Annotated in this window: 16 protein-coding genes; 9 read left to right on the top strand and 7 right to left on the bottom strand. The window is 61.3% G+C overall.

All coding sequences use genetic code 11. The features are described from left to right. Positions 1 to 11 precede the first annotated feature (11 nt). The 3 genes from rplQ to bfr all read left to right on the top strand — a co-directional run bounded on the left by rplQ (position 12) and on the right by bfr (position 2,705). Positions 12 to 398 carry a 50S ribosomal protein L17 gene (gene rplQ, locus J1D76_RS08190; RefSeq protein ID WP_007970429.1) on the top strand — a complete coding sequence of 129 codons (387 nt, stop codon included), beginning with the start codon at positions 12 to 14 and terminating at the stop codon, positions 396 to 398. Positions 399 to 637: 239 nt separating this feature from the next. Beyond that, positions 638 to 2,092: a catalase gene (locus tag J1D76_RS08185; RefSeq protein ID WP_421137843.1), complete on the top strand. Its 1,455-nt coding sequence runs from the start codon at positions 638 to 640 to the stop codon at positions 2,090 to 2,092. Between the two features lie 148 nt (positions 2,093 to 2,240). Beyond that, positions 2,241 to 2,705, top strand: coding sequence for a bacterioferritin (gene bfr / locus J1D76_RS08180; protein WP_150726869.1), 465 nt, complete (start codon positions 2,241 to 2,243; stop codon positions 2,703 to 2,705). 170 nt (positions 2,706 to 2,875) lie between these two features. Here bfr and uvrA read toward each other — a convergent pair whose 3' ends face one another. Beyond that, complete coding sequence (uvrA, locus tag J1D76_RS08175; RefSeq protein ID WP_421137842.1) at positions 2,876 to 5,710, bottom strand: excinuclease ABC subunit UvrA; 2,835 nt, start codon at positions 5,708 to 5,710, stop codon at positions 2,876 to 2,878. Between the two features lie 191 nt (positions 5,711 to 5,901). On the opposite strand from uvrA, the gene J1D76_RS08170 reads away from it, so the two are divergent. Next, a complete protein-coding gene (locus J1D76_RS08170; RefSeq protein WP_421137841.1) occupies positions 5,902 to 7,299 on the top strand; it encodes an MFS transporter in 1,398 nt (465 codons plus the stop codon). A gap of 9 nt (positions 7,300 to 7,308) precedes the next feature. Beyond that, the gene (locus tag J1D76_RS08165; RefSeq protein ID WP_007984430.1) at positions 7,309 to 7,827 is read left to right on the top strand and encodes a single-stranded DNA-binding protein; all 519 of its coding nucleotides are present in this window, start codon (positions 7,309 to 7,311) and stop codon (positions 7,825 to 7,827) included. A gap of 91 nt (positions 7,828 to 7,918) precedes the next feature. Here J1D76_RS08165 and J1D76_RS08160 read toward each other — a convergent pair whose 3' ends face one another. After that, positions 7,919 to 8,467 (bottom strand): cysteine hydrolase family protein, encoded by a 549-nt coding sequence (locus J1D76_RS08160; protein WP_421137840.1) that lies wholly within the window; start codon positions 8,465 to 8,467, stop codon positions 7,919 to 7,921. A 103-nt stretch (positions 8,468 to 8,570) separates the two neighbouring features. On the opposite strand from J1D76_RS08160, the gene J1D76_RS08155 reads away from it, so the two are divergent. The 3 genes from J1D76_RS08155 (at position 8,571) to J1D76_RS08145 (ending at position 11,698) form a co-directional block, all read left to right on the top strand. Next, positions 8,571 to 9,563 carry a GlxA family transcriptional regulator gene (locus J1D76_RS08155; protein ID WP_421137839.1) on the top strand — a complete coding sequence of 331 codons (993 nt, stop codon included), beginning with the start codon at positions 8,571 to 8,573 and terminating at the stop codon, positions 9,561 to 9,563. Between the two features lie 280 nt (positions 9,564 to 9,843). Then, positions 9,844 to 10,953: a DUF3182 family protein gene (locus J1D76_RS08150; protein WP_421137838.1), complete on the top strand. Its 1,110-nt coding sequence runs from the start codon at positions 9,844 to 9,846 to the stop codon at positions 10,951 to 10,953. Further along, complete coding sequence (locus tag J1D76_RS08145) at positions 10,943 to 11,698, top strand: alpha/beta hydrolase family protein (RefSeq protein ID WP_421137837.1); 756 nt, start codon at positions 10,943 to 10,945, stop codon at positions 11,696 to 11,698. The genes J1D76_RS08150 and J1D76_RS08145 overlap by 11 nt, the downstream gene beginning before the upstream one ends. Positions 11,699 to 11,743: 45 nt before the next feature. Here the strand turns inward: J1D76_RS08145 and J1D76_RS08140 are convergent, their stop codons facing one another. From J1D76_RS08140 to J1D76_RS08125, 4 genes are read right to left on the bottom strand one after another with little or no spacing between them, the layout of a single operon-like run. Then, positions 11,744 to 12,730, bottom strand: coding sequence for a lysylphosphatidylglycerol synthase domain-containing protein (locus tag J1D76_RS08140; protein WP_421137836.1), 987 nt, complete (start codon positions 12,728 to 12,730; stop codon positions 11,744 to 11,746). Beyond that, complete coding sequence (gene clsB / locus J1D76_RS08135; RefSeq protein WP_421137835.1) at positions 12,717 to 14,009, bottom strand: cardiolipin synthase ClsB; 1,293 nt, start codon at positions 14,007 to 14,009, stop codon at positions 12,717 to 12,719. The genes J1D76_RS08140 and clsB overlap by 14 nt, the downstream gene beginning before the upstream one ends. After that, positions 14,006 to 14,803, bottom strand: coding sequence for an endonuclease/exonuclease/phosphatase family protein (locus tag J1D76_RS08130; protein WP_421137834.1), 798 nt, complete (start codon positions 14,801 to 14,803; stop codon positions 14,006 to 14,008). Before J1D76_RS08130 ends, clsB begins: the two co-directional genes overlap by 4 nt. Then, on the bottom strand, positions 14,800 to 15,726 hold the full coding sequence (locus J1D76_RS08125; RefSeq protein ID WP_421137833.1) for a DUF72 domain-containing protein: 927 nt from the start codon (positions 15,724 to 15,726) through the stop codon (positions 14,800 to 14,802). The genes J1D76_RS08130 and J1D76_RS08125 overlap by 4 nt, the downstream gene beginning before the upstream one ends. Before the next feature lie 570 nt (positions 15,727 to 16,296). Between J1D76_RS08125 and J1D76_RS08120 the strand changes: the two genes are divergently transcribed. Next, a complete protein-coding gene (locus J1D76_RS08120) occupies positions 16,297 to 18,420 on the top strand; it encodes a mechanosensitive ion channel family protein (RefSeq protein ID WP_421137832.1) in 2,124 nt (707 codons plus the stop codon). Positions 18,421 to 18,735: 315 nt separating this feature from the next. Here the strand turns inward: J1D76_RS08120 and J1D76_RS08115 are convergent, their stop codons facing one another. Beyond that, on the bottom strand, positions 18,736 to 23,052 hold the full coding sequence (locus J1D76_RS08115) for an Lhr family helicase (RefSeq protein ID WP_421137831.1): 4,317 nt from the start codon (positions 23,050 to 23,052) through the stop codon (positions 18,736 to 18,738). Between the last annotated feature and the right edge of the window lie 85 nt (positions 23,053 to 23,137).

Below are 23,137 nucleotides of genomic sequence, written 5' to 3'. Positions count from 1 at the left end.
AGGAATGAACCATGCGTCATCGTAAAAGTGGTCGTCACCTGAGCCGCACCAGCTCGCACCGCAAGGCCATGTTCCAAAACATGGCAGTGTCGCTGTTCGAGCACGAGCTGATCAAAACGACTCTGCCAAAAGCCAAAGAACTGCGCCGCGTTGCCGAGCCGCTGATCACTCTGGCCAAGACAGATAGCGTTGCTAACCGCCGTCTGGCTTTCGACCGTACTCGTTCGAAAGCTATCGTTGGTAAGCTCTTCAACGACCTGGGCAAGCGTTACGCTACCCGTGAGGGTGGCTACCTGCGCATCCTCAAGTGCGGTTTCCGCGCTGGCGACAACGCGCCTATGGCGTACGTCGAGTTGGTTGATCGTGCTACTGCCGGCGAAGCTGTATCTGCCGAGTAAGACGTCAGTCTGAAACAAAGAACCGGGCCTAGCGCCCGGTTTTTTGTGCGCGCAAGAAAAGCGCTATTCGTACAAGCGTGCTCTTTCCTCCAGGCGTCATGCTGGGTTGGGGGATGGTCATTAGTAATTTTCTATCGATATCTGCAAATTAATGAATTTGTAGGTGTCATATTGATGATCAATACTCCTTCTCAGCCGATTAGCCGGCAGTTCAAGACCGACAGAGGAAGGAAGATCTCATGAGTCAAAGCACAACGCTTACAACCGCCAGTGGCGCGCCTGTCGCCGATAACCAGAATTCCCGTTCCGCTGGCCCTCGTGGTCCGCTGCTGCTCGACGACTTCCACCTGATCGAGAAGCTTGCCCACTTCAACCGCGAAAACATCCCAGAACGCCGTGTACACGCCAAAGGCTCGGGTGCCTATGGTACGTTCACCGTAACGCGTGATATTACCCAGTACACCAGCGCCAAGCTGTTTGCCGCAGTTGGCAAGCAAACGCCAACGTTCCTGCGGTTTTCCACCGTGGGTGGTGAGCGTGGTTCGGCGGACACCGAGCGCGATCCGCGCGGGTTTGCCTTGAAGTTCTACACCGAGGAAGGCAACTGGGACATCGTCGGCAATAACACCCCCGTGTTCTTCATTCGCGACCCACTGAAGTTTCCGGATTTTATCCACACCCAGAAGCGCTTGCCGCAAAGTAATCTCAAAAGTGCGCAGATGATGTGGGACTTCTGGTCGCATTCGCCCGAGGCGCTGCATCAGGTCACTATCCTGTTTTCAGACCGGGGCATCCCTGACGGCTACCGCCACATGCACGGTTTCGGCAGCCACACCTACAGCCTGATTAACGCCCAGGGCGAGCGTCATTGGGTGAAGTGGCACTACAAGACCAAACAGGGGATCAAGAACCTTGCGCCGGCAGAAGCTGCGCGCCTGGCGGGTACCGACCCGGATTACGCCCAGCGCGACCTGTTCAATGCCATTGAGCAGGCTGACTTCCCGAAATGGCGTGTGTGCATCCAGATCATGACCGAGGCTCAGGCAGCAGCGCACTACGAGAACCCGTTTGACGTGACCAAGACCTGGTCGCAGAAAGAGTACCCGTTGATCGAAGTTGGCGAACTGGAGCTCAACCGTAATCCACAGAACTACTTCGCCGAAGTTGAGCAGGCAGCGTTTGGCCCGAGCAATATGGTGCCAGGCGTCGGTCTCTCGCCAGATCGCATGCTGCAAGGCCGAGTGTTTGCCTACGCCGATGCTCACCGCTACCGCATCGGTACCAACCATCAGCAATTGCCGGTCAATGCGCCTCGTAGCCCGGTCAATACTTACCAGCGCGATGGTTCAATGGCTTTTGGCAGCAACGGCGGTTCGGCGCCGAACTACGAGCCAAACAGCTACATAGAGTCGCCAAAACAGGCGCCTCGTTACGCTGAGCCTGCGCTGGCCTTGAGTGGTGCCGCTGATCGCTACGATCATCGTGAAGACACCGATTACTACAGCCAAGCCGGCGCGCTGTTTCGTTTGATGTCTGTTGAGCAGAAATCCCTGCTGGTCAACAACATCGCCGGTGCTATGGCAGGCGTATCGAGTGATGTGGTCGACCGCCAGTTGCAGCATTTCTACAAGGCTGATCCGGCGTATGGAGAAGCAATCGCAAAGCTGCTCAACGTACAGCTTAACGAAGTCTAAATGAGAAGCAGAACCGCCCTTGTTTGGGCGGTTTTTGCGTTATTTAAACTACTTTTCTCAGAATATCTTCGCTTTTGTTGCGTCTTGCGAGTGACGATACGGGCATGTTGGTTCAAACTGCACCTTTCAAGCAGGGAGATGTAGGGCGATGCAAGGCCACCCGGATGTGATCGATTACCTCAACACGTTGCTGACCGGCGAACTGGCCGCGCGTGATCAATATTTCGTCCACTCGCGGATGTATGAGGACTGGGGTTTCACCAAGCTCTACGAACGAATCAACCACGAGATGGAAGAGGAAGCAGGGCACGCTGATGCCTTGATGCGCCGGATTCTGATGCTCGAGGGCACGCCGCGCATGCGTGCGGATGATCTCGATGTCGGCACCACGGTGACCGAGATGCTCGAAGCGGATTTGCGCCTGGAGTACAAGGTTCGGGCCGCACTGTGCAAAGGCATCAAGCTCTGTGAGCAGCACAAGGACTATGTCAGCCGCGAAATGCTGCGGGTTCAGTTGCATGACACCGAAGAAGATCACACCTACTGGCTCGAAAAGCAGTTGGGTCTGATCAAGTTGATCGGGCTTGAGAACTACCTGCAATCTCATACCTGATTGCATAGGGGGAAGAACCCGGACGTCTTTTGTGAGGGCGAACTTGCTTGCGGAACATCGGATGGCGCTGCGTTATCGTTTACGTCCTTCGCGAGCAAGCTCGCTCCCACACAGATACAAAAAAGCCCCTGTCACTGAAGAAGTGACAGGGGCTTTTTCATGGCTGGGATTTAAGCACGGTCACGTTCCAACAGCGGCTTGAGGTAGTAGCCGGTATGAGACTGCTTCATCTCGGCGACTTCCTCGGGTGTGCCGACGGCAATGATCTGCCCACCCTTGGAACCCCCTTCAGGCCCCAGGTCCACCAGCCAGTCGGCAGTCTTGATTACGTCAAGGTTGTGCTCGATGACGACCACGGTGTTGCCGTGGTCGCGCAGGCGGTGCAACACGTCGAGCAGTTGCTGGATATCCGCAAAGTGCAGACCGGTGGTCGGTTCATCGAGGATATACAGGGTCTTGCCGGTATCGCGCTTGGACAGTTCGCGAGACAGTTTCACCCGCTGGGCTTCACCGCCGGATAGCGTGGTGGCCGATTGGCCGAGCTTGATGTACGACAGGCCGACATCCATCAATGTTTGCAGCTTGCGCGCCAGGGCCGGCACCGCGTCGAAGAACTCCCGCGCCTCCTCGATGGTCATCTCGAGGGTTTCGTGGATGCTCTTGCCCTTGTACTTGATCTCCAGGGTTTCGCGGTTGTAGCGCTTGCTCTTGCACACGTCGCACGGCACGTAGATGTCGGGCAGGAAGTGCATCTCCACCTTGATCAGGCCATCGCCCTGGCAGGCTTCGCAGCGACCGCCCTTGACGTTGAACGAGAAGCGCCCCGGCCCGTAGCCACGCGAGCGGGACTCCGGCACGCCGGCAAACAACTCACGGATCGGCGTGAACAGCCCGGTGTAGGTCGCCGGGTTGGAGCGTGGCGTACGGCCAATCGGGCTCTGGTCGATGTCGACCACCTTGTCCAGGTGCTCGAGGCCCTTGATGCTGTCGTGGGCGGCCGCTTCAAGGGTCGTCGCGCCGTTGAGCGCCGTGGCACTCAGCGGGAACAGGGTGTTGTTGATCAGTGTTGATTTGCCCGAGCCGGATACGCCAGTCACACAGGTCAGCAAGCCAATCGGGATCTCCAGGTCAACGTTGCGCAAGTTGTTGCCGCGAGCGCCCTTGAGCGCCAGCGTCAGCTTCTTGTTGCGCGGCGTGCGCTTGGCCGGGACTTCGATCTTCACCCGGCCCGACAGGTATTTGCCAGTCAGCGAGTCCGGATGCGCCATGACCTCGGCCGGCGTGCCTTCGGCGACGATGTGCCCGCCGTGCACGCCCGCCCCCGGGCCGATGTCGACCACGTAGTCGGCCAGGCGAATGGCGTCTTCGTCGTGCTCGACCACGATCACCGTGTTACCGATATCGCGCAGGTGCTTGAGGGTGCCCAGCAACCGGTCGTTATCACGCTGATGCAGGCCGATGGAGGGCTCGTCGAGAATGTACAGAACGCCTACCAGGCCCGCGCCAATCTGGCTCGCCAGGCGAATCCGCTGCGCTTCGCCACCGGACAGGGTGTCCGCACTGCGGTCCAGCGACAAATAGTCGAGACCGACGTTGACCAGAAATTGCAGGCGCTCGCGGATTTCCTTGAGGATCTTGTCGGCAATTTCCCCGCGACGGCCAGTCAGTTTCAGTTCAGCAAAGTAATCGCAGGCATCGCCAATCGGCAGGTTGGTCACCGCCGGCAGGGTTTTTTCGCCCACCCAGACGTGCCGCGCTTCGCGACGCAGACGGGTGCCGCGGCAATCCGGGCACGACTGGGTGCTGAGGAATTTGGCCAGTTCTTCGCGTACCGACGCGGACTCGGTTTCGCGATAGCGGCGCTCCAGGTTCGGCACGATGCCTTCGAACGGGTGCGAGCGTTTGACGATATCGCCACGGTCGTTCAGGTATTTGAAGTCGACGTTTTGCGAGCCGCTGCCGTGCAGGATGTTTTTCTGCTGATCGGCGCCCAGTTCATTGAACGGCACCTCCAGACTGAACTTGTAGTGCGAGGCCAGTGATCCGAGCATCTGGAAGTAATAGACGTTGCGCCGATCCCAGCCGCGAATCGCCCCTTCGGCCAGGGTCAGTTCGCCGTTGACCAGGCGCTTGATATCGAAGAACTGCTTCACGCCCAGGCCATCACAGGTCGGGCAGGCGCCGGCCGGGTTGTTGAAGGAAAACAGTTTTGGCTCGAGTTCGCTGATGGCGTGGCCGCAGATCGGGCAGGCGAAGCGTGCGGAGAAAATCATCTCTTCACCCGGCTCGTCGTCCATCGGTGCGACCAGGGCAATGCCGTCCGCCAGTTTCAGCGCGGTCTCGAAGGATTCCGCCAGGCGTTGTTGCAGGTCGGCGCGAACCTTGAAACGGTCGACCACAACATCAATGGTGTGTTTTTTCTGCTTGTCGAGCTTGGGCGCTTCATCCAGCTCATAGAGCTTGCCGTTGATTCGGGCACGCACGAAGCCTTGGGCGCGCAACTCTTCGAACACCGACAGGTGTTCGCCTTTGCGCTCGCGAATCACCGGGGCCAGCAACATCAGCTTGCTGCCTTCCGGCTGGGCGAGGACCAGGTCGACCATCTGGCTGACGGTCTGCGCTTCCAGTGGAATGTCGTGATCCGGGCAACGCGGAATACCCACGCGAGCATAAAGCAGGCGCAGGTAGTCGTAGATTTCGGTAATGGTGCCGACCGTCGAGCGCGGGTTGTGCGAGGTGGACTTCTGTTCGATGGAAATCGCTGGCGACAGGCCTTCGATGGTGTCGACGTCCGGTTTTTCCATCATCGACAGGAACTGCCGGGCGTAGGCCGACAGCGACTCGACATAGCGGCGCTGACCTTCGGCGTACAACGTATCGAACGCCAGGGACGACTTGCCGGAGCCGGACAGGCCGGTGATGACGATCAGCTTGTCCCGCGGCAGGGTCAGGTCGATGTTCTTCAGGTTGTGGGTTCGAGCCCCACGAATCAGGATCTTGTCCAAGGTGGCCTCGCTTGGCGGGCGTCGAAAACGTAGGAGTATACGGCCAAATACTGGATGGATGCACACTATCGAACGACTGGATTTGTGTCTTACATGAAGAGTGTGTCAGCAATGCGCGGCAAAGCGTCGCGATATATCCCGCCAATCGATGGGACTGGTAGAATCGCCGCCGGTTCACATGAGGTTTTTCCATGCACGATCCCCACAGCGAGCGCATGAGTGGTAGCGAGACCCGCGCAGCAAGCGGTCTGGCCCTGGTGTTCGCCTTCCGTATGCTTGGCATGTTCATGGTGTTGCCGGTACTGGCGACCTATGGGATGGACTTGGCTGGAGCGACGCCGGCCCTGATTGGCCTGGCGATTGGCGCTTATGGCCTGACCCAGGCGATTTTCCAGATTCCGTTCGGGATCATTTCCGACCGCATTGGCCGCCGCCCGGTGATTTACCTGGGGCTGATCGTCTTCGCCCTTGGCAGTGTATTGGCGTCCCGGGCCGATTCGATCTGGGGCGTGATCGCCGGCCGGATCCTGCAGGGCGCTGGTGCGATCTCCGCGGCGGTCATGGCCTTGCTGTCCGACCTGACCCGCGAGCAACACCGCACCAAGGCGATGGCCATGATCGGCATGACCATCGGCCTGTCGTTTGCCGTGGCCATGGTGGTCGGCCCGTTGCTGACCCGCGCCTTTGGCCTGTCCGGCCTGTTCCTGGCCACCGGTGGCATGGCGTTGTTTGGCATTGCGATCGTGATGTTCATGGTGCCGCGCTCCACGGGCCCGTTGCAGCACCGCGAGTCCGGTGTCGCGCGCCAGGCCTTGCTCCCGACTCTCAAGCATCCGGACCTGCTGCGCCTGGACCTGGGCATTTTTGTGTTGCACGCGATGTTGATGTCCAGCTTCGTTGCCTTGCCGCTGGCGCTGGTCGAGAAAGCCGGGCTGCCGAAGGAGCAGCACTGGTGGGTGTACCTGACTGCGTTGCTGATTTCTTTCTTCGCCATGATCCCGTTCATTATCTACGGCGAGAAAAAACGCAAAATGAAACGAGTTTTACTCGGCGCCGTCGTGACGTTGATGCTCACTGAGCTATTCTTCTGGCAGTTCGGTGACAGCTTGCGGGCCCTGGTGATTGGTACGGTGGTGTTCTTCACCGCGTTCAATCTGCTGGAAGCTTCGTTGCCGTCGCTGATCAGCAAGGTTTCACCGGCAGGCGGCAAGGGCACGGCGATGGGGGTGTATTCCACCAGCCAGTTCCTTGGCTCGGCACTGGGGGGAATCCTCGGTGGCTGGCTGTTCCAGCATGGCGGTCTGTCGGTTGTGTTCCTCGGATGCGCCGGTCTGGCTGCCCTCTGGCTGGCCTTTGCTGTTACCATGCGCGAACCTCCCTACGTCACAAGCCTGCGCTTGCCGTTGTCGCCCGAAGCGATCCGCGAAGCCGGTCTGGTTGAGCGCCTGAAGGCGGTTGTAGGGGTAACAGATGCAGTGATCATCGCGGATGAAGCGGCGATTTACATCAAACTGGATACCGAATTATTGGATCGCACCACCCTTGAGCGCCTGGTGAACAACCCGGCCGGGACAGCGTGCGTAGCCTAGGAGAACGTTATGGCCCGTGGGGTTAACAAAGTCATATTGGTCGGCACTTGCGGCCAGGATCCCGAAGTACGCTACTTGCCTAACGGTAATGCCGTGACCAACCTGAGCCTGGCGACCAGCGAACAGTGGACCGACAAGCAAACCGGTCAGAAAGTCGAAAAGACCGAATGGCACCGTGTGTCGATGTTCGGCAAGGTTGCAGAAATCGCCGGCGAATACCTGCGTAAAGGCTCGCAGGTGTACATCGAAGGCAAGCTGCAGACCCGCGAGTGGGAAAAAGACGGTATCAAGCGTTACACCACCGAAATCGTGGTCGACATGCAAGGCACCATGCAACTGCTGGGCGGCCGTCCACAGGGCGACCAGCAGGGCCAGGGCGGCGGTAACAACTACCAGCAATCCGCTCCGCGCCAGCAGGCTCCACGTCCACAGCAGTCCGCACCGCAACAGTCGCGCCCGGCTCCACAGCAGGCCGCTCCTCAGCCGGCTCCGGATTTCGACAGCTTCGATGACGATATTCCGTTCTAAAACAGCGGCAAGCCTGAAGCTACACACGGCAAGCTGAAATAAAAAACCCGCACTTCGCCAGGACGTGCGGGTTTTTTTATGGGCGACGAACTCAGGCCGCGAGGAAGTCGCCGGCCGACACCACGTTGGCATAGGCGAATGCCAGGGCTGCCATGAACGCCGCATGCACATGCGCTGCCGGAACCGTTACGCCATTGAATTCCAGGTCGCGGGTGGCGCAGGCGTCGTGGATGACGGTGACCGTGTAGCCAAAATCCGCCGCCGCACGGGCGATGCCATCGACGCACATATGGCTCATGCTGCCCACGACTACCAGCTCCTTGATGCCTTGCTCGTCGAGGATCGATTTCAGGTCGGTTTCGCGGAACGAGTTGACGAAGTGTTTGAGCACTACCGGTTCATCGGCGCGATTGAGCACTTTAGGGTGCAGCTTGGCGCCTTCGGAGTTCGGGGCGAAAAACGGCGCGTTCTCGGAGGTGAATTCGTGGCGGATATGCACCACCGGATCGCCAGCGTCGCGGAAGGCCTTGATCAGGCTGACGGCGTTGTCGGCAGCGGTGTCGGCCCCGACCAGTGGCCACTTGCCCTGGGGGAAGTAGTCGTTCTGGATATCGACTACGATGAGCGCTTGCTTGGCCATGACTGATTCCTCGAAATGTGTGTTGGGGGGTGGAATCCAGTATTGGCGTTGGCTGGCGATCCGGGGATTGGCCGCACCGACAATAAGAGGGGGAAAACTGACAATGAACGCAGAAATGGCAATCGCCGAAATCGGTGTGCTGATTTATCCTGGCGCGCAGATGGCGGCAGTGCACGGCTTGACGGATTTGTTCGGGGTGGCCAACCGGATCGCCGCCGAGCAGCAGAGTGCGCAATTGCCGATACTGCGGGTCAGCCACTGGCAGGTCGAAGGCGATCAGTTGCCAGTGCGGATCTTTGACAGTCATCCAGGCCAAGAGCGCGCCCTGGTGGCGGTGTTGATTCCGCCGTCGATTGCCGGTTTTTCCGAGGGCCAGGCGCCCAAGGGATTGATCCACTGGTTACGCGAGCAACATGCCGGCGGCGCGACGCTTGGCGGGGTGTGCGTGGGCTCTATCCTGCTGGCTGAAAGCGGACTGCTCGACGGTCGTAGCGCCACCACCCACTGGACCTCGGCCAAAGCGTTTGCCGAGCGTTATCCGGCGATCAGGCTCAAGGCCGATACGCCGATTGTCGATGATGGCGACCTGATTACCACGGCCGGGTTGATGGCGTGGTCCGAGCTTGGGTTGCGCCTGGTCAATCGTCTGCTGGGGCCGAGTATTGCGACCAACACGGCGCGCTTTCTGGTGGTGGAACACAGCGACAGTGCCAGTGAGTGTGGCAGCAACTTTGCGCCGATCCTCAGTCATGGCGACGCGGCGATCCTTAAGGTGCAGCACTGGTTGCAAAGCACGGGCGCGACCGATGTCTCGCTGGCGGCCATGGCCGAAAAGGCCGGGCTGGAAGAACGTACCTTCCTGCGCCGCTTTCGCGCGGCCAGCGGGCTCAAGCCCACCGAGTACTGCCAGCATCTGCGGGTTGGCAAGGCTCGGGAAATGCTCGAATTCACCAACGGCACCATCGACCATATTGCCTGGACCGTGGGTTATCAGGACCCCGGGGCGTTTCGTGCGACGTTCAAGAAAATCACCGGGCTGGTGCCGAGTGATTATCGGGCGCGGTTTGGGGTGGGCCCGATTGCCACCGCACGATAAATCTACGGTATTCCCTTGTAGGAGTGAGCCTGCTCGCGATAGCGGTGTGTCCGACAGATTGTTTTGAATGTGAAACAGTCATCGCGAGCGGGCTCACTCCTACAGGGGCATCGTGCAAAATACCGGAATATCAAAGGGTGTCGTGCAGAATAAAACAGGCCGCATGCCATCACTTTTTGCTCAATTGACTGATTTAAAACGCCTTTCGACCTATAAAGCCTTGGCTTGATCTCTGCACCCGTACTTCCACATTCATTAAGCGTTGATTGAAGGGGGATGCATGACCCCAACAAACCGCAAGAAACTGGTAGTCGCCCATTCGGTGCTTCCTGATGCGCCGTTACATGAAATCGAAACCAACCGCGCACTGGCTCGCTGGCTGGCGCAGATATTGGGGCTCAAGTACGGCGGCAGCTACGACCCACCGATTCACGACGGACGCGACCTCTACCTGCTACCGACCCAGACACTGGTGGGCGCTTCGGCTGCCCGGCAATTGGGTGTCAAGGGGCCGGAGGATTTGTGGGGCGGTTACGTCGAGCACGATTTCATCTGCACCAAAGCCATCAGCCACGGATTGCTCAACTGGCAGGCCCATGCCCCGCGAGGCTGGTCGCCGCTGTTCTCCGAACGGGTGCGCAGCGTTGTGCTCGACGGCCTCAGTGTGTTTGCGCTCAAGGATGCCCGCCCGGCGGCGGAGCACCTGTTGTACACCGGGCCGATTCGCTTGAAGCCGATCCATGCCTGTGCCGGACGTGGCCAGGAAGTGATCGACAGCCTCGATGCGTTCGACGAAGTGCTGGCCCGGCCAGAGGCCGAGGCGATGTTCAGCGAAGGCGTGGTGCTCGAACAGGATCTGGGGCAGGTCATCACCCACAGCGTCGGCCAGAGTTTTATCGGCGGCCAATGGCTCAGTTACTGCGGTGATCAATACCTGACCGAAGACCCTCAGGGTGAAGCGGTTTATGGCGGCTCCAACCTGTTGGTGGTGCCAGGAAGGTATGACGAATTGTTGAAGCTGGATCTACCGGATGATGTACGTCTGGCGATCCATCAAGCCCAGGTATTCGATAGCGCGGCAGATGAGGCCTATCCGGGTTTTTATGCTTCGCGGCGTAATTACGATATCGCCCAAGGCGTTGGCAGCGACGGCCGGCCACGCAGCGGCGTGCTCGAGCAATCGTGGCGCATAGGCGGTGCCAGCAGCGCCGAAGTGGCGGCCTTGCAGAGCTTTGTCAACGACCCGCAGATGCGCGCGATTCGCGTATCTTCGGTAGAAACCTACATTGGCCAGCCGCTGCCGGCGGACGCCATTGAGGTGTACCGCGGACCGGCGCAGGCCAGCGAATTTCTCCTCAAGTACGTGACGGTTAAATCCTATGACGGCTAGAAGCGAATCCATCCAGATCGACATCGACAACGAACAGATGAGCGGGACCTTTCTCAGCCCCAAATCGAAAGTCCCCGGCGTGCTCTTCGTGCACGGCTGGGGCGGTAGCCAGGAGCGGGACCTGGAGCGCGCCAAAGGTATCGCCGGTTTGGGCTGTGTGTGCCTGACGTTCGACCTGCGCGGGCACACCGGCGGTACCGGCATTCCCTTGTCCCGAGTGACCCGCGAAGACAACCTGCGCGACCTGCTGGCGGCCTATGACCGCTTGCTCGCGCACCCGGCGCTCGATACCTCGGCGATTGCCGTGGTCGGCACCAGTTACGGCGGCTACCTGGCCGCGATCCTGACCTCGCTGCGGCCGGTGCGCTGGCTGGCGCTGCGGGTGCCGGCGCTGTATCGCGACGAACAGTGGCATACGCCCAAACGCGAACTGGACAAGCTCGATCTGCGCGATTACCGCAGCACCCTGGTGCGTGCCGACAGCAATCGGGCGTTGCATGCCTGTTCAGCGTTCAAGGGCGATGTGCTGCTGGTGCAATCCGAGACCGACGACTACGTGCCCCACGCGACGATCATGAGTTATCGGGCGGCCTGCCAGCAGACGCATTCGCTGACCCACCGCATTATCGACGGGGCCGACCATGCGCTGAGTGATCCGGTCTCGCAGCAGGCGTATACCTCGATATTGGTGGACTGGATTACCGAGATGGTGGTCGGGGAACGGTTGAGCATTATTCAGTCTTAGGGGGGGTGGTGTTTGGGCGAATGCGTCCTCACAACCCGCACATAATCACTTGGGCTTCTTCGCAATCCGCAACGACTTGGCCTTGGTCTCCACCAACAAATACATCACCAGCGTAATCAACAACGGCAGGATGAAATAAATCGCCCGATAGGCCAGCAATCCCGCCACCAGGCTACCCCGCGAAACCTCGTGTTGCAGCAGCGCCACAAACACCGCCTCCAGCACGCCGAGGCCGGCGGGAATGTGCGTGATGACCCCGGCGATGGCGCTGATCAACAACACCCCCAGCACCAGTGGATAGTCCAGTTTGCTCGGCAACAACGTGAATATCACCGCCGCCATCAGCGACCAGTTCAGTGCGCCAAGGGCCAGTTGCAGCACCGCCATGCGCAGTGACGGCAAGTCGATTTCAATGCCGCGAATCGACCATTCCCGACGCTTGGCAAACCGGCAGGCCAGCAGATACCCGGCGCTCACCAGCAACAGCAAAACCCCCACCGCTTGCAGCGCGCTGCTGCTGAGTTTCCAGCCCGGCGGCATGCGCACCAGGCCGCTGCTGAACACCGCGCCGGCAATCACCATGTAGCCGAACCAGTTGGTCGCCAGGCTCAGGCCAAGGATTTTCGCGATGTTGCCCTTGCTGACGCCGAGCCGCGAATACAAGCGGTAGCGCATGGCGATGCCGCCGACCCAGGCACTCAAGTTGAGGTTGAAGGCATAGCTGATGATCCCCACCGGCAAGATCTGTTTCCACGTCAGGTCCTGGCGGATGTAGGTGCGACCGATCAAATCGAAGCAGGCGTACACCAGAAAACTCACCAGGGTCAGTCCCGACGCGATGACCAGCGTGCGGACCTTGAAGTCGGCCAGGGTGTCGAACACTTCGTTCCATTCGATGCGCTGGGCGAGCAGCGTGAACAACACGATCAGCATCAGGAAAAACAGCATCGTCAGCGGTCGCTTCCAGCGGCTCCAATGGGACTTGCCCGAACTGTTGGCCTGGGCCGTCGCGGGGTTCTCAGCGCGGTTCATGGTCAGTGCTCCCGTTCGGCGAGGGGAAGGGTTTGAGACGCGGTTTATGCGCCGGCAACCAACCGGCCCAAGCCGGGAAATGCCGCAGGAAGTGAAATACCAGGAAGCCGACAGTCATGTGCCAGACCCGCCCGCGGGGGGCGTTCTCGGGTGACATGACGTTGCAATGGTGATCGCTGAGGTCTTCCAGTCGATTGAACAAATGGCGATTGAAGGCCCGGTCGCGAATCAGCACGTTGGCTTCCAGGTTCATCGACAGGCTCAACGGGTCGAGATTGCTCGAGCCAACGGTGCTCCAGTCTTCATCCACCAGCGCCACCTTGCCGTGCAGTGGGCGGTCGCAATATTCGTAGATCTTCACCCCGGACTTGAGCAGGTAGTCGTAGGTCATGCGCGCAGCGAGCTTGGCCACCAGCATGTCCGGTTGCCCCTGCAGAATCAGCCGCACATCCACGCCCCGACGCGCTGCGTTGCGAATCTCGCGCAGCAGGCGGAAACCGGGAAAGAAATAAGCGTTGGCGATCACCACCCGACGTTGCGCCTGGCGCAACACCTGGCGGTAAACCTCTTCGATGTCGGTCGGGTGCTCGCCGTTATCGCGGTACACCAGCCGCACCTGACCATCGTGATTACTGAAGGCCAGCTCCGATCGCCGCTCACGACGGCGTTGCCACCAGTATTTGGCGTGCACCGGACGACCGCATTGCAGCAGGGCGAAGTGATGGATGTCGGCCACGGCCGGGCCTTGGACTTCCACGGAGTAGTCCTGCTTGGCTTCCGGCCCGAAGTCCGCCAGGTGATCGGCGGAAAAGTTGATCCCGCCGAGAAAGGCCACGCGGCCGTCGACCACCACAATCTTGCGGTGCAGGCGCCGGAACCAGTTGGTGCGGATGCCCAGGTGTTTCGGTGCCGGGTCGAATATTTGCAGGTGCACGCCGGCCGCGGTCAGGGCCGTGAGAAACCCGGTGCTCAGTTCGCCGCAGCCAAAACCGTCGAGGCTGACGGTCGTGCGCACGCCACGCTGTGCGGCGTCAATGAGGATCTGTTGCAGCTCATGGCCGACCTTGTCCTCGAACAGGATGAAGGTTTCCAGCAGGATTTCACTCTGCGCCCCGCGCAGGGCTTCAAATACCCGCGGAAAATATGCTTCGCCGTTTTCCAGCAACTCGACCCGATTGCTGCCTTGCCAACCGTATTCGACATCGACCGCCGCCGGCTCGCGGACCGGTGGCGCCGGGATCTGCTCCAGGGTGGTTTTTTCCATCGACTGGCTGCTCATAGCTCGATCTCCACCGACAGTGGAGCGTGATCGGACAGGTGCGACCAGGGCCGCGAGGTCAGCACTTGCGGTTCGCTGGCCTTGAGGTTGCGTACGTAGATGCGGTCCAGGCGCAAGGCCGGCAAGCGTGCGGGGAAGCTGCGCGCCGGTTTGCCGTGATGCGCGGCGAAGACTTCATGCAATCCGCTGGGCTTGAGCAGGGCATCGGCGCGCTGGCGCCAGTCGTTGAAGTCGCCGGCCACGATCACCGGGGCATCGGCGGGCAGGGCTTCCAGGCGCTGGGCAAGCAGTTTCAGTTGGGCGGTGCGGTGGGCTTCGCGCAGCCCCAGGTGCACGCAAATCGCATGCACTTCGAGGCCGTCGCCGGGCAGGCGCAATACGCAATGCAGGAGGCCGCGGTTCTCGTGGCCGCTGATCGAAACGTCGAGGTTGTCGTGACGGATGATCTGGAATTTCGACAACAGCGCATTGCCGTGATCACCCGCCGGGTACACCGCGTTGCGTCCGTAGGCGAACTGCGGCCACAGGGTGTCGGCGAGGAATTCGTACTGCGGCACTTCCGGCCAATTGATGTAGCGCTTGGGGTGGTGTTCGTGGGTGCCGTGGACTTCCTGCAAGAACACCACGTCGGCGGACACATTGCGCACGGCCTGGCGCAACTCCGGCAGGATGAAACGCCGGTTGAAGGCGGTGAAGCCTTTATGGGTATTCACCGTCAGCACCTTGAAGCGGCGCACGGTCGCGTTGATGGGCGTCTGTTCGTCGGTCACGCCGACCGGCTCTGGAATGCTCATGGCAATACGCCCTCGGCGGCAGGCTCACCGGGGACGGTAGCGAGGTTTTGGTCCAGGTGCAGACGCTCCAGCAAATGGCGGGCATCGAAGGGCGCGCGGACTTTGATGTCGTTATCGAAATAGCAGAACACTTCCCGGGATTTGCGCGCCTTTGGCTTCAATCGGGGCGCGATCAACTGCGGGTCCGCCGGTTGTTGGCCGCGGTGCCAGGCTTCGATGCGTTCGCCCCAGCGCTTCAGTGCCTGCGGGGTGTAGCCGCTGGCATAGAGCGCTTCGGCACCGTGCAGGCGCAGGTAGACAAAATCGCTGGTGATGTCTTCGCGGTACGGCCATTTGCCGGCGGTGTCGGCAATCACCAGCGCCGTGTTGTAGCGCTTGAGCAAGCGCACGAACTGCGGGTCGACAAAGCTTTCGTTACGGACTTCCACGGCATGGCGCACGGGCTGTTTTTTGTACGCCTTGAGGCTGGCGTGGCCGTTGACGTGGGCGTCGTGCTGGCGGGCGAGGGCGGCAGCCTGTTCGGTGTTGTGAGGAAGTTGGTCGAGAAAGGTTTCGAACAACTCGGCATCGAATTTGAAGTTGGGCGGGAATTGCCAGAGGATCGGGCCGAGTTTTTCCTTCAGTTCCAGCACCCCGGACGCAAAGAAATTCGCCAGCGGCTTGTGGATGTCTCGCAAGCGCTTGATATGCGTGATGAAGCGCGGGGCCTTGACGCTGAACACGAAGCCCAAAGGCGTTTCGTCGTACCACTGGGCGTAACGTTCGGGCCGTTGCAGGGCGTAGAACGATCCATTGATTTCGATGCTGTTGACCGCCCGCGAAGCGAATTGCAATTCGCGCTTCTGGGTCAGGCCCTCGGGGTAGAAATCCCCCCGCCAAGGCGTATAGCGCCAGCCTGAAATACCGATATGAATCGCCGCCATGTCGCCTCCGGTCTGACTACCCTGTCTTGGGATGACTGCGGCGCAACGGCGAAAGTTTCGCCGTTGATACGGACGGTACCTGTAGGAGTCGGCTTGCCGGCGAAAGCGGTATGTCGGTCTCATCCTTGTTTAATGTGCATCCGTCTTCGCCGGCAAGCCGGCTCCTACAAGGTTTCACGCCAGCCAAAATGCTGGCCGATGCCGGTCGCGAACATCATGGCAAGCGCGCTGGCGGCATTTTCCTTCGGCACTAGACTGGTGGCGAGGGTTTGGAAAAAAATACAGGGAAGGACGTTTGATATTTGCTCCAGGCGCAAAGATCGCGAAAGCGAGTGTTAGGCTGTGGCGAGGGGGCTTGCCCCCGTTCGGCTGCGCAGCAGTCGCAAGCTCTTCGACCGCGGTGTATCCGATGAATCCGACAGTAAGGTTTTGGGGGCGCTTCTTACCTCAACGGGGGCAAGCCCCCTCACCACAGGAGCTATCGCTGTCCCACTATCAGCAGGCAATATCCGAACTTGCCCGGCATTTCTCGATCAGTTCCTTACCGTCACAGCCAAAGGAGCGGGTGCTTTGATCAGGCTCAAGACCGCGATACTGCTCGGAGCACTGTTGTTGCTGGGCAGCGAGCAACTGGAGGCCGCCGCGATACCGGGGCTGCCCGCCGCATCGACCGCCGCGACGCCACCGGCCCATCCCGAACCGCTGGTACAGGGCGGTCTGCTGGGGGCCATCAGTTCCAGCATCGATGAGGTGCAGAGCAGGCTCGATCTCAACCAGAATATCGTCGACGCCTGGCGCCTGCGAGCCGACCGTGCCGCCGATGAAGTGGATCAACTGGTCAACCAGCCATCGGCGCGCTCGCCGTGGAGCGTTGCCAGCGATTTCCTGATCCTGACCTGCGTATGGGCGACGGTGTTCGGCGTGCTCTGGCTGCTCGGGCGGTTGTTGGCCCAACGCCTGTGTGAACATCGGTTGATGCTCAGCCGTGAACGCGGCCAAGCGTTGCTCGGCTACGTGTTGCCCTATACCTTGCCGGCGCTGGTCAGCCTGCCGCTGACGATTTACGCCAGCCAGTTCCTGCCGTTTTCCGCCGGTCGTGCGCTGGCGTTATGTCTTGCCTATGCCACCAGCGCAGGGATTTTTGCCGCCTCGTTGGTGCTGTCGCTGGTGGTCGTGTTCAATGCCGGGCACAAGCGGCGGGCGGTGCAGATTATCCGCCAGCAAACGCCGCGTCCGTTGTTCGGTATCGGCTTTCTGGTGGCCTTGAGCGATGCGCTGACCAGCCCGCAGATCGCCCATCAACTGGGCAACAACCTGACCAGCAGCATCGCGGTGTTCACAGGGCTGGCCGCGTCGATTTCCTTCGGCCTGTTGGTGATCCGCATGCGCCGCCCCGTGGCTCACGTGATTCGTATCCTGCCGCTGGCCCAGCGTCTCAAGCAGCCGGCGTTGCGGGAAACCCTGCGGATATTTTCCGGGCTCTGGTATTGGCCGATCCTGTTGATGGTGCTGGTGTCGATCATCAATCTGATCGGTGCTGGCGCGGACAATCAGCGCGTGCTGCGCAGCGCATTGTTCACCACGGTATTGCTGATTGCGACAGTGTTTCTCAGCACCACGCTGCACCATCTGTTCAAGGCCCGCAGCGAAGCCGACCTGCGTCGCAGCAGCGCCTACAAGGAGCGTTTCCTCAACCTGTCCCACGCCTTGCTACGCATCGGCATGGCCATTGTGTTTATCGATATTCTCGGGCGGATCTGGGGCGTGTCGCTGTTCGAGTTCGCGGTGGGCAATGCCGTGGGCCGGGCGATCAGTGATTCGCTGAGCCACATCGGCTTGATCTTCCTGGTGACCTGGATGGGCTGGGTGGTGCTCGACACGGCGATCCAGGAAGCCCTGAAACCACCGACCAACAAACGCTCGGCCCGCCAGCCGAGCACGCGAGTGAAAACCATCCTGCCGCTGCTGCGCAACGCGATCAAAATCATCCTGGTGGTGATTTGCGCGATCACCACCATGGCCAATCTTGGGATCAACGTGGCGCCGTTCCTGGCCGGTGCCGGAGTGATCGGGCTGGCGATCGGTTTCGGTTCCCAGCAACTGGTGCAGGACGTGATCACCGGGCTGTTCATCATCATCGAAGACACCCTGTCCATCGGCGACTGGGTGGTGCTCGACTCCGGCCACGCCGGTACTGTCGAAGGCCTGACCATTCGCACCTTGCGCTTGCGCGATGGCAAGGGCTTTGTGCACTCGGTACCGTTCGGGCAGATCAAGGCGGTAACCAACCAATCCCGGCAATTCGCCTATGCGTTTTTCTCGGTGCAGTTCACCTACGACACTGACGTCGACAAGGCCATCGAATTGATTCGTGAAGCCGGGCATTCCATCAGCAGTGATCCGTTCCTGCGCTACAACCTGCAAGGGCCGCTGGATGTGTTTGGCGTCGACAAGATGGACCTCAACGGCGTAGTGCTGACCGCGCAATTCCGCACGGTTTCCGGTGGCCAGTATGCGGTGAGCCGGGCCTTCAACCAGCGTTTGAAAAAGCTTGTGGATAACTGCCCGTGGGTGCACTTCGCGCAAACTTATCCACAGCAGGCGCTGGTGCCGCGGCAACCGGTCGAAGCGCCACCAGAAGCGGAACCGGAGCATGCGGCGGTATTGATGCCGGATCGGCCACGCCCCCAATAACCCCCCTTTGTAGGCGTTGGCTTGCCAGCGAAGGCGCCGGGTCAGCCGACCCTGATGTTGGAGCCGATGGCCTCTTCGCTGGCAAGCCAGCTCCTACAAGGATTGTGGTTGTTCACACACATGGTATTGGCGACGAAACCTGTAGGCGCTGGCTTGCCAGCGAAGGCGCAGGGTCAGGCAACATTGATGTTGGAGCCGATGGCCTCTTCGCTGGCAAGCCAGCTCCTACAAGGATTGTGGTTGTTCACACACATGGTATTGGCGACGAAACCTGTAGGCGCTGGCTTGCCAGCGAAGGCGTCAGGTCGGGCGATATCAGTGCCGGATCAGTTTGTGGCGCACCTCGGCACTGAGTTGCTGATCCTGTTCCCCCCAGAACTGCTGCTTGCCGGCAATCTCAGCAGCCACCGGCAACCCGTCGCGGTACACCAAGCGATTGCTCGCCAGCGCCGGGACTTTCGCCCCGGGCAACAGCGTGCCGGCGAGGTTCAGCGGGTCGACGCCGCACACCGCGACCAGGCTGCCGTCAGGGGGGCGACGGCGAACTTCGCGCAATAACGGAATCGCCTCGGGCAGGGCGAATTGCTCGCCCGCCAGGCCACTGACAAATCGCCCGCCACGTATGTCGCCCCGTGCTTCCAGTCTATGGAACGTGCGCAGCAGTTCGCGCCAGCTCGGCAGCCAATCCGCCTCCCGTTCCAGCAAGCGCCAGAACACCACCCCGTAGCGGCGCAACAAGGCCATGGCGACATGTTCCAGAGTCTCGGCCGGCGTCGGCGCGGGCCGTTGGTTTTCCGCCACCGGCGCGGCAGGTGCGCGTCGCAGCAACGCCCAGCGCCCGGCGTCGTCCATGCCGCCGATAAACGCCCCGCGTCCACGTCGACCATTGCGCGGCTGGCGCTTGCTGGCCGGGGTGATCAGGGCGCGCAATCCGGCAAAACTGTCGGCGTTTACCAGCCCCGCGCCCACCAGTTCCTGCAAGGCGATTTCCAGCTCCGAACGCAGCAAATGTGCCTCATGGATCAACTCATCGAAAAACAGCGCGCCCTGTTGGCTGAGCGCGGCATGGACCTTTTGTGTTTTCGGCGACAGTTCGCTGACCGGCGTCTGTTCGGTCAAGTCGCTCCAGAGCCCGACCCGGTTACGCGGCAGCAAGACAATCGGTGTGCTGCGCAGCGCCGTGCTGGCGCTTTTGTTGGGCGCGGTCAGGCGCGTCCATACCAGTTTGCCGCTGCGACACAAATCATCCAGCCAGGTCGCCGAGTAGTCCTTGATTCGCGCCGGCAGAATGTCGCTGTCCCAGGCGGACGCGGCGGCAGGGTAGCCTTCCAATTGCGCGACGACGGCGGGCAGTATCGCCGAGCCCTGGCCCTGGCTTGCGCTCGACACATGCTGCCAGTCGAACAGGAACCGCATGAAATCCTGCATCGCCACCGGTTCGATTTCCCGGCGCAGGCGCTTGACCGTGTAGCGGTGAATCCGCGCCAGCAAATGCCGCTCGCACCATTCTTCTTCTGCGCTGCCGGGCGTGAAGCGACCGCGCAGCACGTAGCCTTCGCGTTCCAGTTGGGCCAGGGCTTGATTCACTTGCGCGGCGGGCAAACCCAGCGGTTCGGCGATCCGTTCGAGCGCCAACGGCCCGAACGCGCTGAGCCGTGCGCGGATCAATTCGACAATGGCTTCGTCGACCTCCCAAGCGTCATCAAAACCCGGCAACGGTTGCAGCGCTGGCGACAATTGGGCCTGTGGATAAATCGCCCGCAGGCACGTCAGGCGTTCCAGCGCCAACCACAGCGATTGCCCGGCATTGATCTGCAAGCGGCTTGCGCGTCCGCTGTCGGCCAGGGTGGTCAGCCAGTCGAGCCACGACGGGTTGGCGCCAGCCTCGGCATCGGTGATGCACGCCAGGCTCATCAACGCTTCGTGCATTTCATCGACACCGGAGGGCGCAGGCCAGGCTTGCTCGCGCACTGCGGCAATTGCCTCGGGGTCCAGCGCACCGAGGTCGTCGGTTGATTGCGGATCGCTCCAGCGCCGGTTGAGCACGGCTTGGGTGCGGCGTTCTTCCAGCGGCGCATCGTCGAGAAAGGTGTAGGGCCGGGCACTGAGAATCTCTGCCGCCAGCGGTGAGGGTGCCGGCAAGTCGCGGCTGATCAGGCGGATCTCGCCGCGCTCCATGCGCCGCAACAGGGCCAGCCAGCCTTGCGTGTCCATGGCGTCGTGCAGGCAATCGTCGAGGGTTTGCTCCACCAGCGGGTGGTCGGGAATTTCCCGTTCACCGGCAAGGTTTTCGACGCAGGCAATCTGGTCGGGAAACACGCTGGCAATCAGGTCTTCGCTTTTCATCCGCTGGATCTGCGGCGGCACTTTGCGCCCGCCGCTGTAGCGCGGCAGCGCCAGCGCCACACCGGCATTCCAGCGCCAGCGCACGCCAAACAGCGGCGCGTCGAGCACGGCCTGGATCAGGATGTGCTCGGCGCTGTTGCTGTGCAGGTAACGCCAGACGTCGTCCAATTCAAAACTGTGGCTGGTGGACAGCGACAGCACGATGGCGTCTTCGCTGGCAGCGGCCTGCAATTCGAAGTTGAAGGTGCGGCAAAAACGCTTGCGCAAGGCCAGGCCCCAGGCGCGGTTGATGCGGCTGCCGAATGGCGTGTGAATCACCAGTTGTGTGCCGCCGGACTCGTCGAAAAAACGCTCCATCAACAGCGTGTCTTGCGAGGGCAGGGCGCCGAGCGTTTGCCGGGCACGGGCCAGGTATTCTACCAGTTGTTCGGCGCTGGCCAGGTTCAGGCCGAGGGTCCCGGTCAGCCAGTCAAGTGCGGGCTGCAGGTTGCCGGGGGCAGCCCCCAGCAAGTCGTCCAGGTGCGCTTGCAGACGGGCCACCGCGCTGGACAACTCGGCACTGCGCCCCGGTGCTTCACCGAGCCAGAAGGGGATGGTCGGCGGCTGGCCTTGGGCATCCTCGACCCGGACCTTGCCGGTTTCCACGCGCAGGATGCGATAGGAGGTATTGCCTAACTGGAAGATATCGCCGGCAATGCTTTCCACCGCGAAGTCTTCGTTGATGGTGCCGATGTTCAGCCCTTGAGGCTCCAGCAGCACGCTGTAGTCGGCGTTGTCCGGAATCGTCCCGCCACTGGTCACGGCCGTCAGTTTCGCGCCACGGCGGCCGCGCAGGGAGCGGTTCACGGCGTCGCGGTGCAGGTAGGCGCTGCGGATGCCCTGACGCCCGTTGTAACCCTCGGCGAGCAGGTGCAGCAGCGCCTGGTAGTGCTTGTCGTCAAGGTCGGCATAGGGCGAGGCGCGGCGCAGCATGTCCAGCAGCGCTGGTTCCGACCATTCCTGGCAGCTGACCTCGGCGATGATCTGCTGCGCCAGCACGTCGAGCGGCGCCTGCGGCATCAGCAAGGTGTCGAGTTCGCCGCGGCGCACGCTATCGAGAAGAGCCGCACATTCGATCAGATCGTCGCGGGTGGTGGCGAACAAACGGCCCTTGGGCGTGCCGCCGACCTGGTGCCCGGAACGACCGACCCGTTGCAGGAACCCGGCAATCGAACGCGGCGAGGCGATCTGGCACACGAGGTCGACGTCGCCAATGTCGATCCCCAGTTCGAGTGATGCCGTGGCGATCAGCACTTGCAGGTCGCCACGCTTGAGGCGCTGTTCGGCGTCCAGGCGAAACTCCTTGGCCAGGCTGCCGTGATGGGCGGCGACGGCGTGCTTGCCGAGGCGTTCGCTCAAGTGACGGCTCAGGCGTTCGGCCAGGCGTCGGGTGTTGACGAAAATCAGCGTGGTCCGGTGTTCCCGGACGAGGGCGGCGAGGCGGTCGTAGACCCGTTCCCAGACATCATTCGCCATCACCGCCGAGAGCGGCACCGGCGGTACTTCGATGTCGAGGTCGCGGGGGCGGGCGTGGCCGATGTCGACGATCTCGCAAGCGCGGTCGCGACCCACCAGAAAGCGTGAGACGGCTTCGATGGGTTTTTGCGTGGCCGACAGGCCGATGCGCAGTAGCGCCTGCGGACAGAGTGCTTGCAGGCGTTCGAGGCTCAGGGCCAGGTGGCTGCCGCGTTTGCTGGCGGCCATGGCATGAATCTCGTCGATGATCACTGTTTGCGTGGTGCCGAGCATCTGTCGACCGGAGTCGGAACCGAGCAGCACATAGAGCGATTCTGGTGTGGTCACCAGGATGTGCGGCGCCGTCTTGCGCATCGCCGAGCGATCTTTTTGCGGGGTGTCGCCGGTGCGCACGGCGGTGGTGATCTGCAACTCCGGCAAGCCCATCACGCGCAGTTGTTCGGTGATCCCGGCCAGCGGGTTTTGCAGGTTGATCTGGATGTCGTTGGACAGCGCCTTGAGGGGCGAGACGTAGACCACCAGGGTGGCGTCGGGCAGGCCGTCGGCGGATTCCAGGCCGCGCTGCACCAGGTCGTCGATGACCGCGAGAAACGCGGTGAGGGTCTTGCCGGAACCGGTGGGCGCGGCGATCAGGGTCGAGCATCGCTGGCGGATCAACGGCCACGCCCGGGCCTGGGCGGCGGTGACCGCTGGGAAGGTGTGATTGAACCAGGCGCTGACGGCGGGGTGAAAACCGTTCAGGGCACTGTCTGCGGGAATGGGCAGGTTCATGGGGCCAGTTATGCGGGTGGGGCGCTGAAGATGCAAGTACCGCTCGGGATCTCTGGTGGTCTTCTGGGCCTCTTCGCTGGCAAGC

The sequence above is a fragment of the Pseudomonas sp. NFX15 genome (assembly GCF_049132105.1).
Lineage (GTDB): Bacteria > Pseudomonadota > Gammaproteobacteria > Pseudomonadales > Pseudomonadaceae > Aquipseudomonas.
The sequence above is the reverse complement of the archived record's forward strand: the minus strand, read 5'-3'. Positions and strand labels throughout refer to the sequence as shown.

Bases quoted from the DNA above. Each gene is read 5' to 3' on its own strand.
- rplQ (WP_007970429.1), top strand. From the start codon at position 12: ATGCGTCATCGTAAAAGTGGTCGTCACCTGAGCCGCACCAGCTCGCAC.
- J1D76_RS08185 (WP_421137843.1), top strand. From the start codon at position 638: ATGAGTCAAAGCACAACGCTTACAACCGCCAGTGGCGCGCCTGTCGCC.
- bfr (WP_150726869.1), top strand. From the start codon at position 2,241: ATGCAAGGCCACCCGGATGTGATCGATTACCTCAACACGTTGCTGACC.
- J1D76_RS08170 (WP_421137841.1), top strand. From the start codon at position 5,902: ATGCACGATCCCCACAGCGAGCGCATGAGTGGTAGCGAGACCCGCGCA.
- J1D76_RS08165 (WP_007984430.1), top strand. From the start codon at position 7,309: ATGGCCCGTGGGGTTAACAAAGTCATATTGGTCGGCACTTGCGGCCAG.
- J1D76_RS08160 (WP_421137840.1), bottom strand. From the start codon at position 8,467: ATGGCCAAGCAAGCGCTCATCGTAGTCGATATCCAGAACGACTACTTC.
- J1D76_RS08155 (WP_421137839.1), top strand. From the start codon at position 8,571: ATGAACGCAGAAATGGCAATCGCCGAAATCGGTGTGCTGATTTATCCT.
- J1D76_RS08150 (WP_421137838.1), top strand. From the start codon at position 9,844: ATGACCCCAACAAACCGCAAGAAACTGGTAGTCGCCCATTCGGTGCTT.
- J1D76_RS08145 (WP_421137837.1), top strand. From the start codon at position 10,943: ATGACGGCTAGAAGCGAATCCATCCAGATCGACATCGACAACGAACAG.
- J1D76_RS08140 (WP_421137836.1), bottom strand. From the start codon at position 12,730: ATGAACCGCGCTGAGAACCCCGCGACGGCCCAGGCCAACAGTTCGGGC.
- clsB (WP_421137835.1), bottom strand. From the start codon at position 14,009: ATGAGCAGCCAGTCGATGGAAAAAACCACCCTGGAGCAGATCCCGGCG.
- J1D76_RS08130 (WP_421137834.1), bottom strand. From the start codon at position 14,803: ATGAGCATTCCAGAGCCGGTCGGCGTGACCGACGAACAGACGCCCATC.
- J1D76_RS08125 (WP_421137833.1), bottom strand. From the start codon at position 15,726: ATGGCGGCGATTCATATCGGTATTTCAGGCTGGCGCTATACGCCTTGG.
- J1D76_RS08115 (WP_421137831.1), bottom strand. From the start codon at position 23,052: ATGAACCTGCCCATTCCCGCAGACAGTGCCCTGAACGGTTTTCACCCC.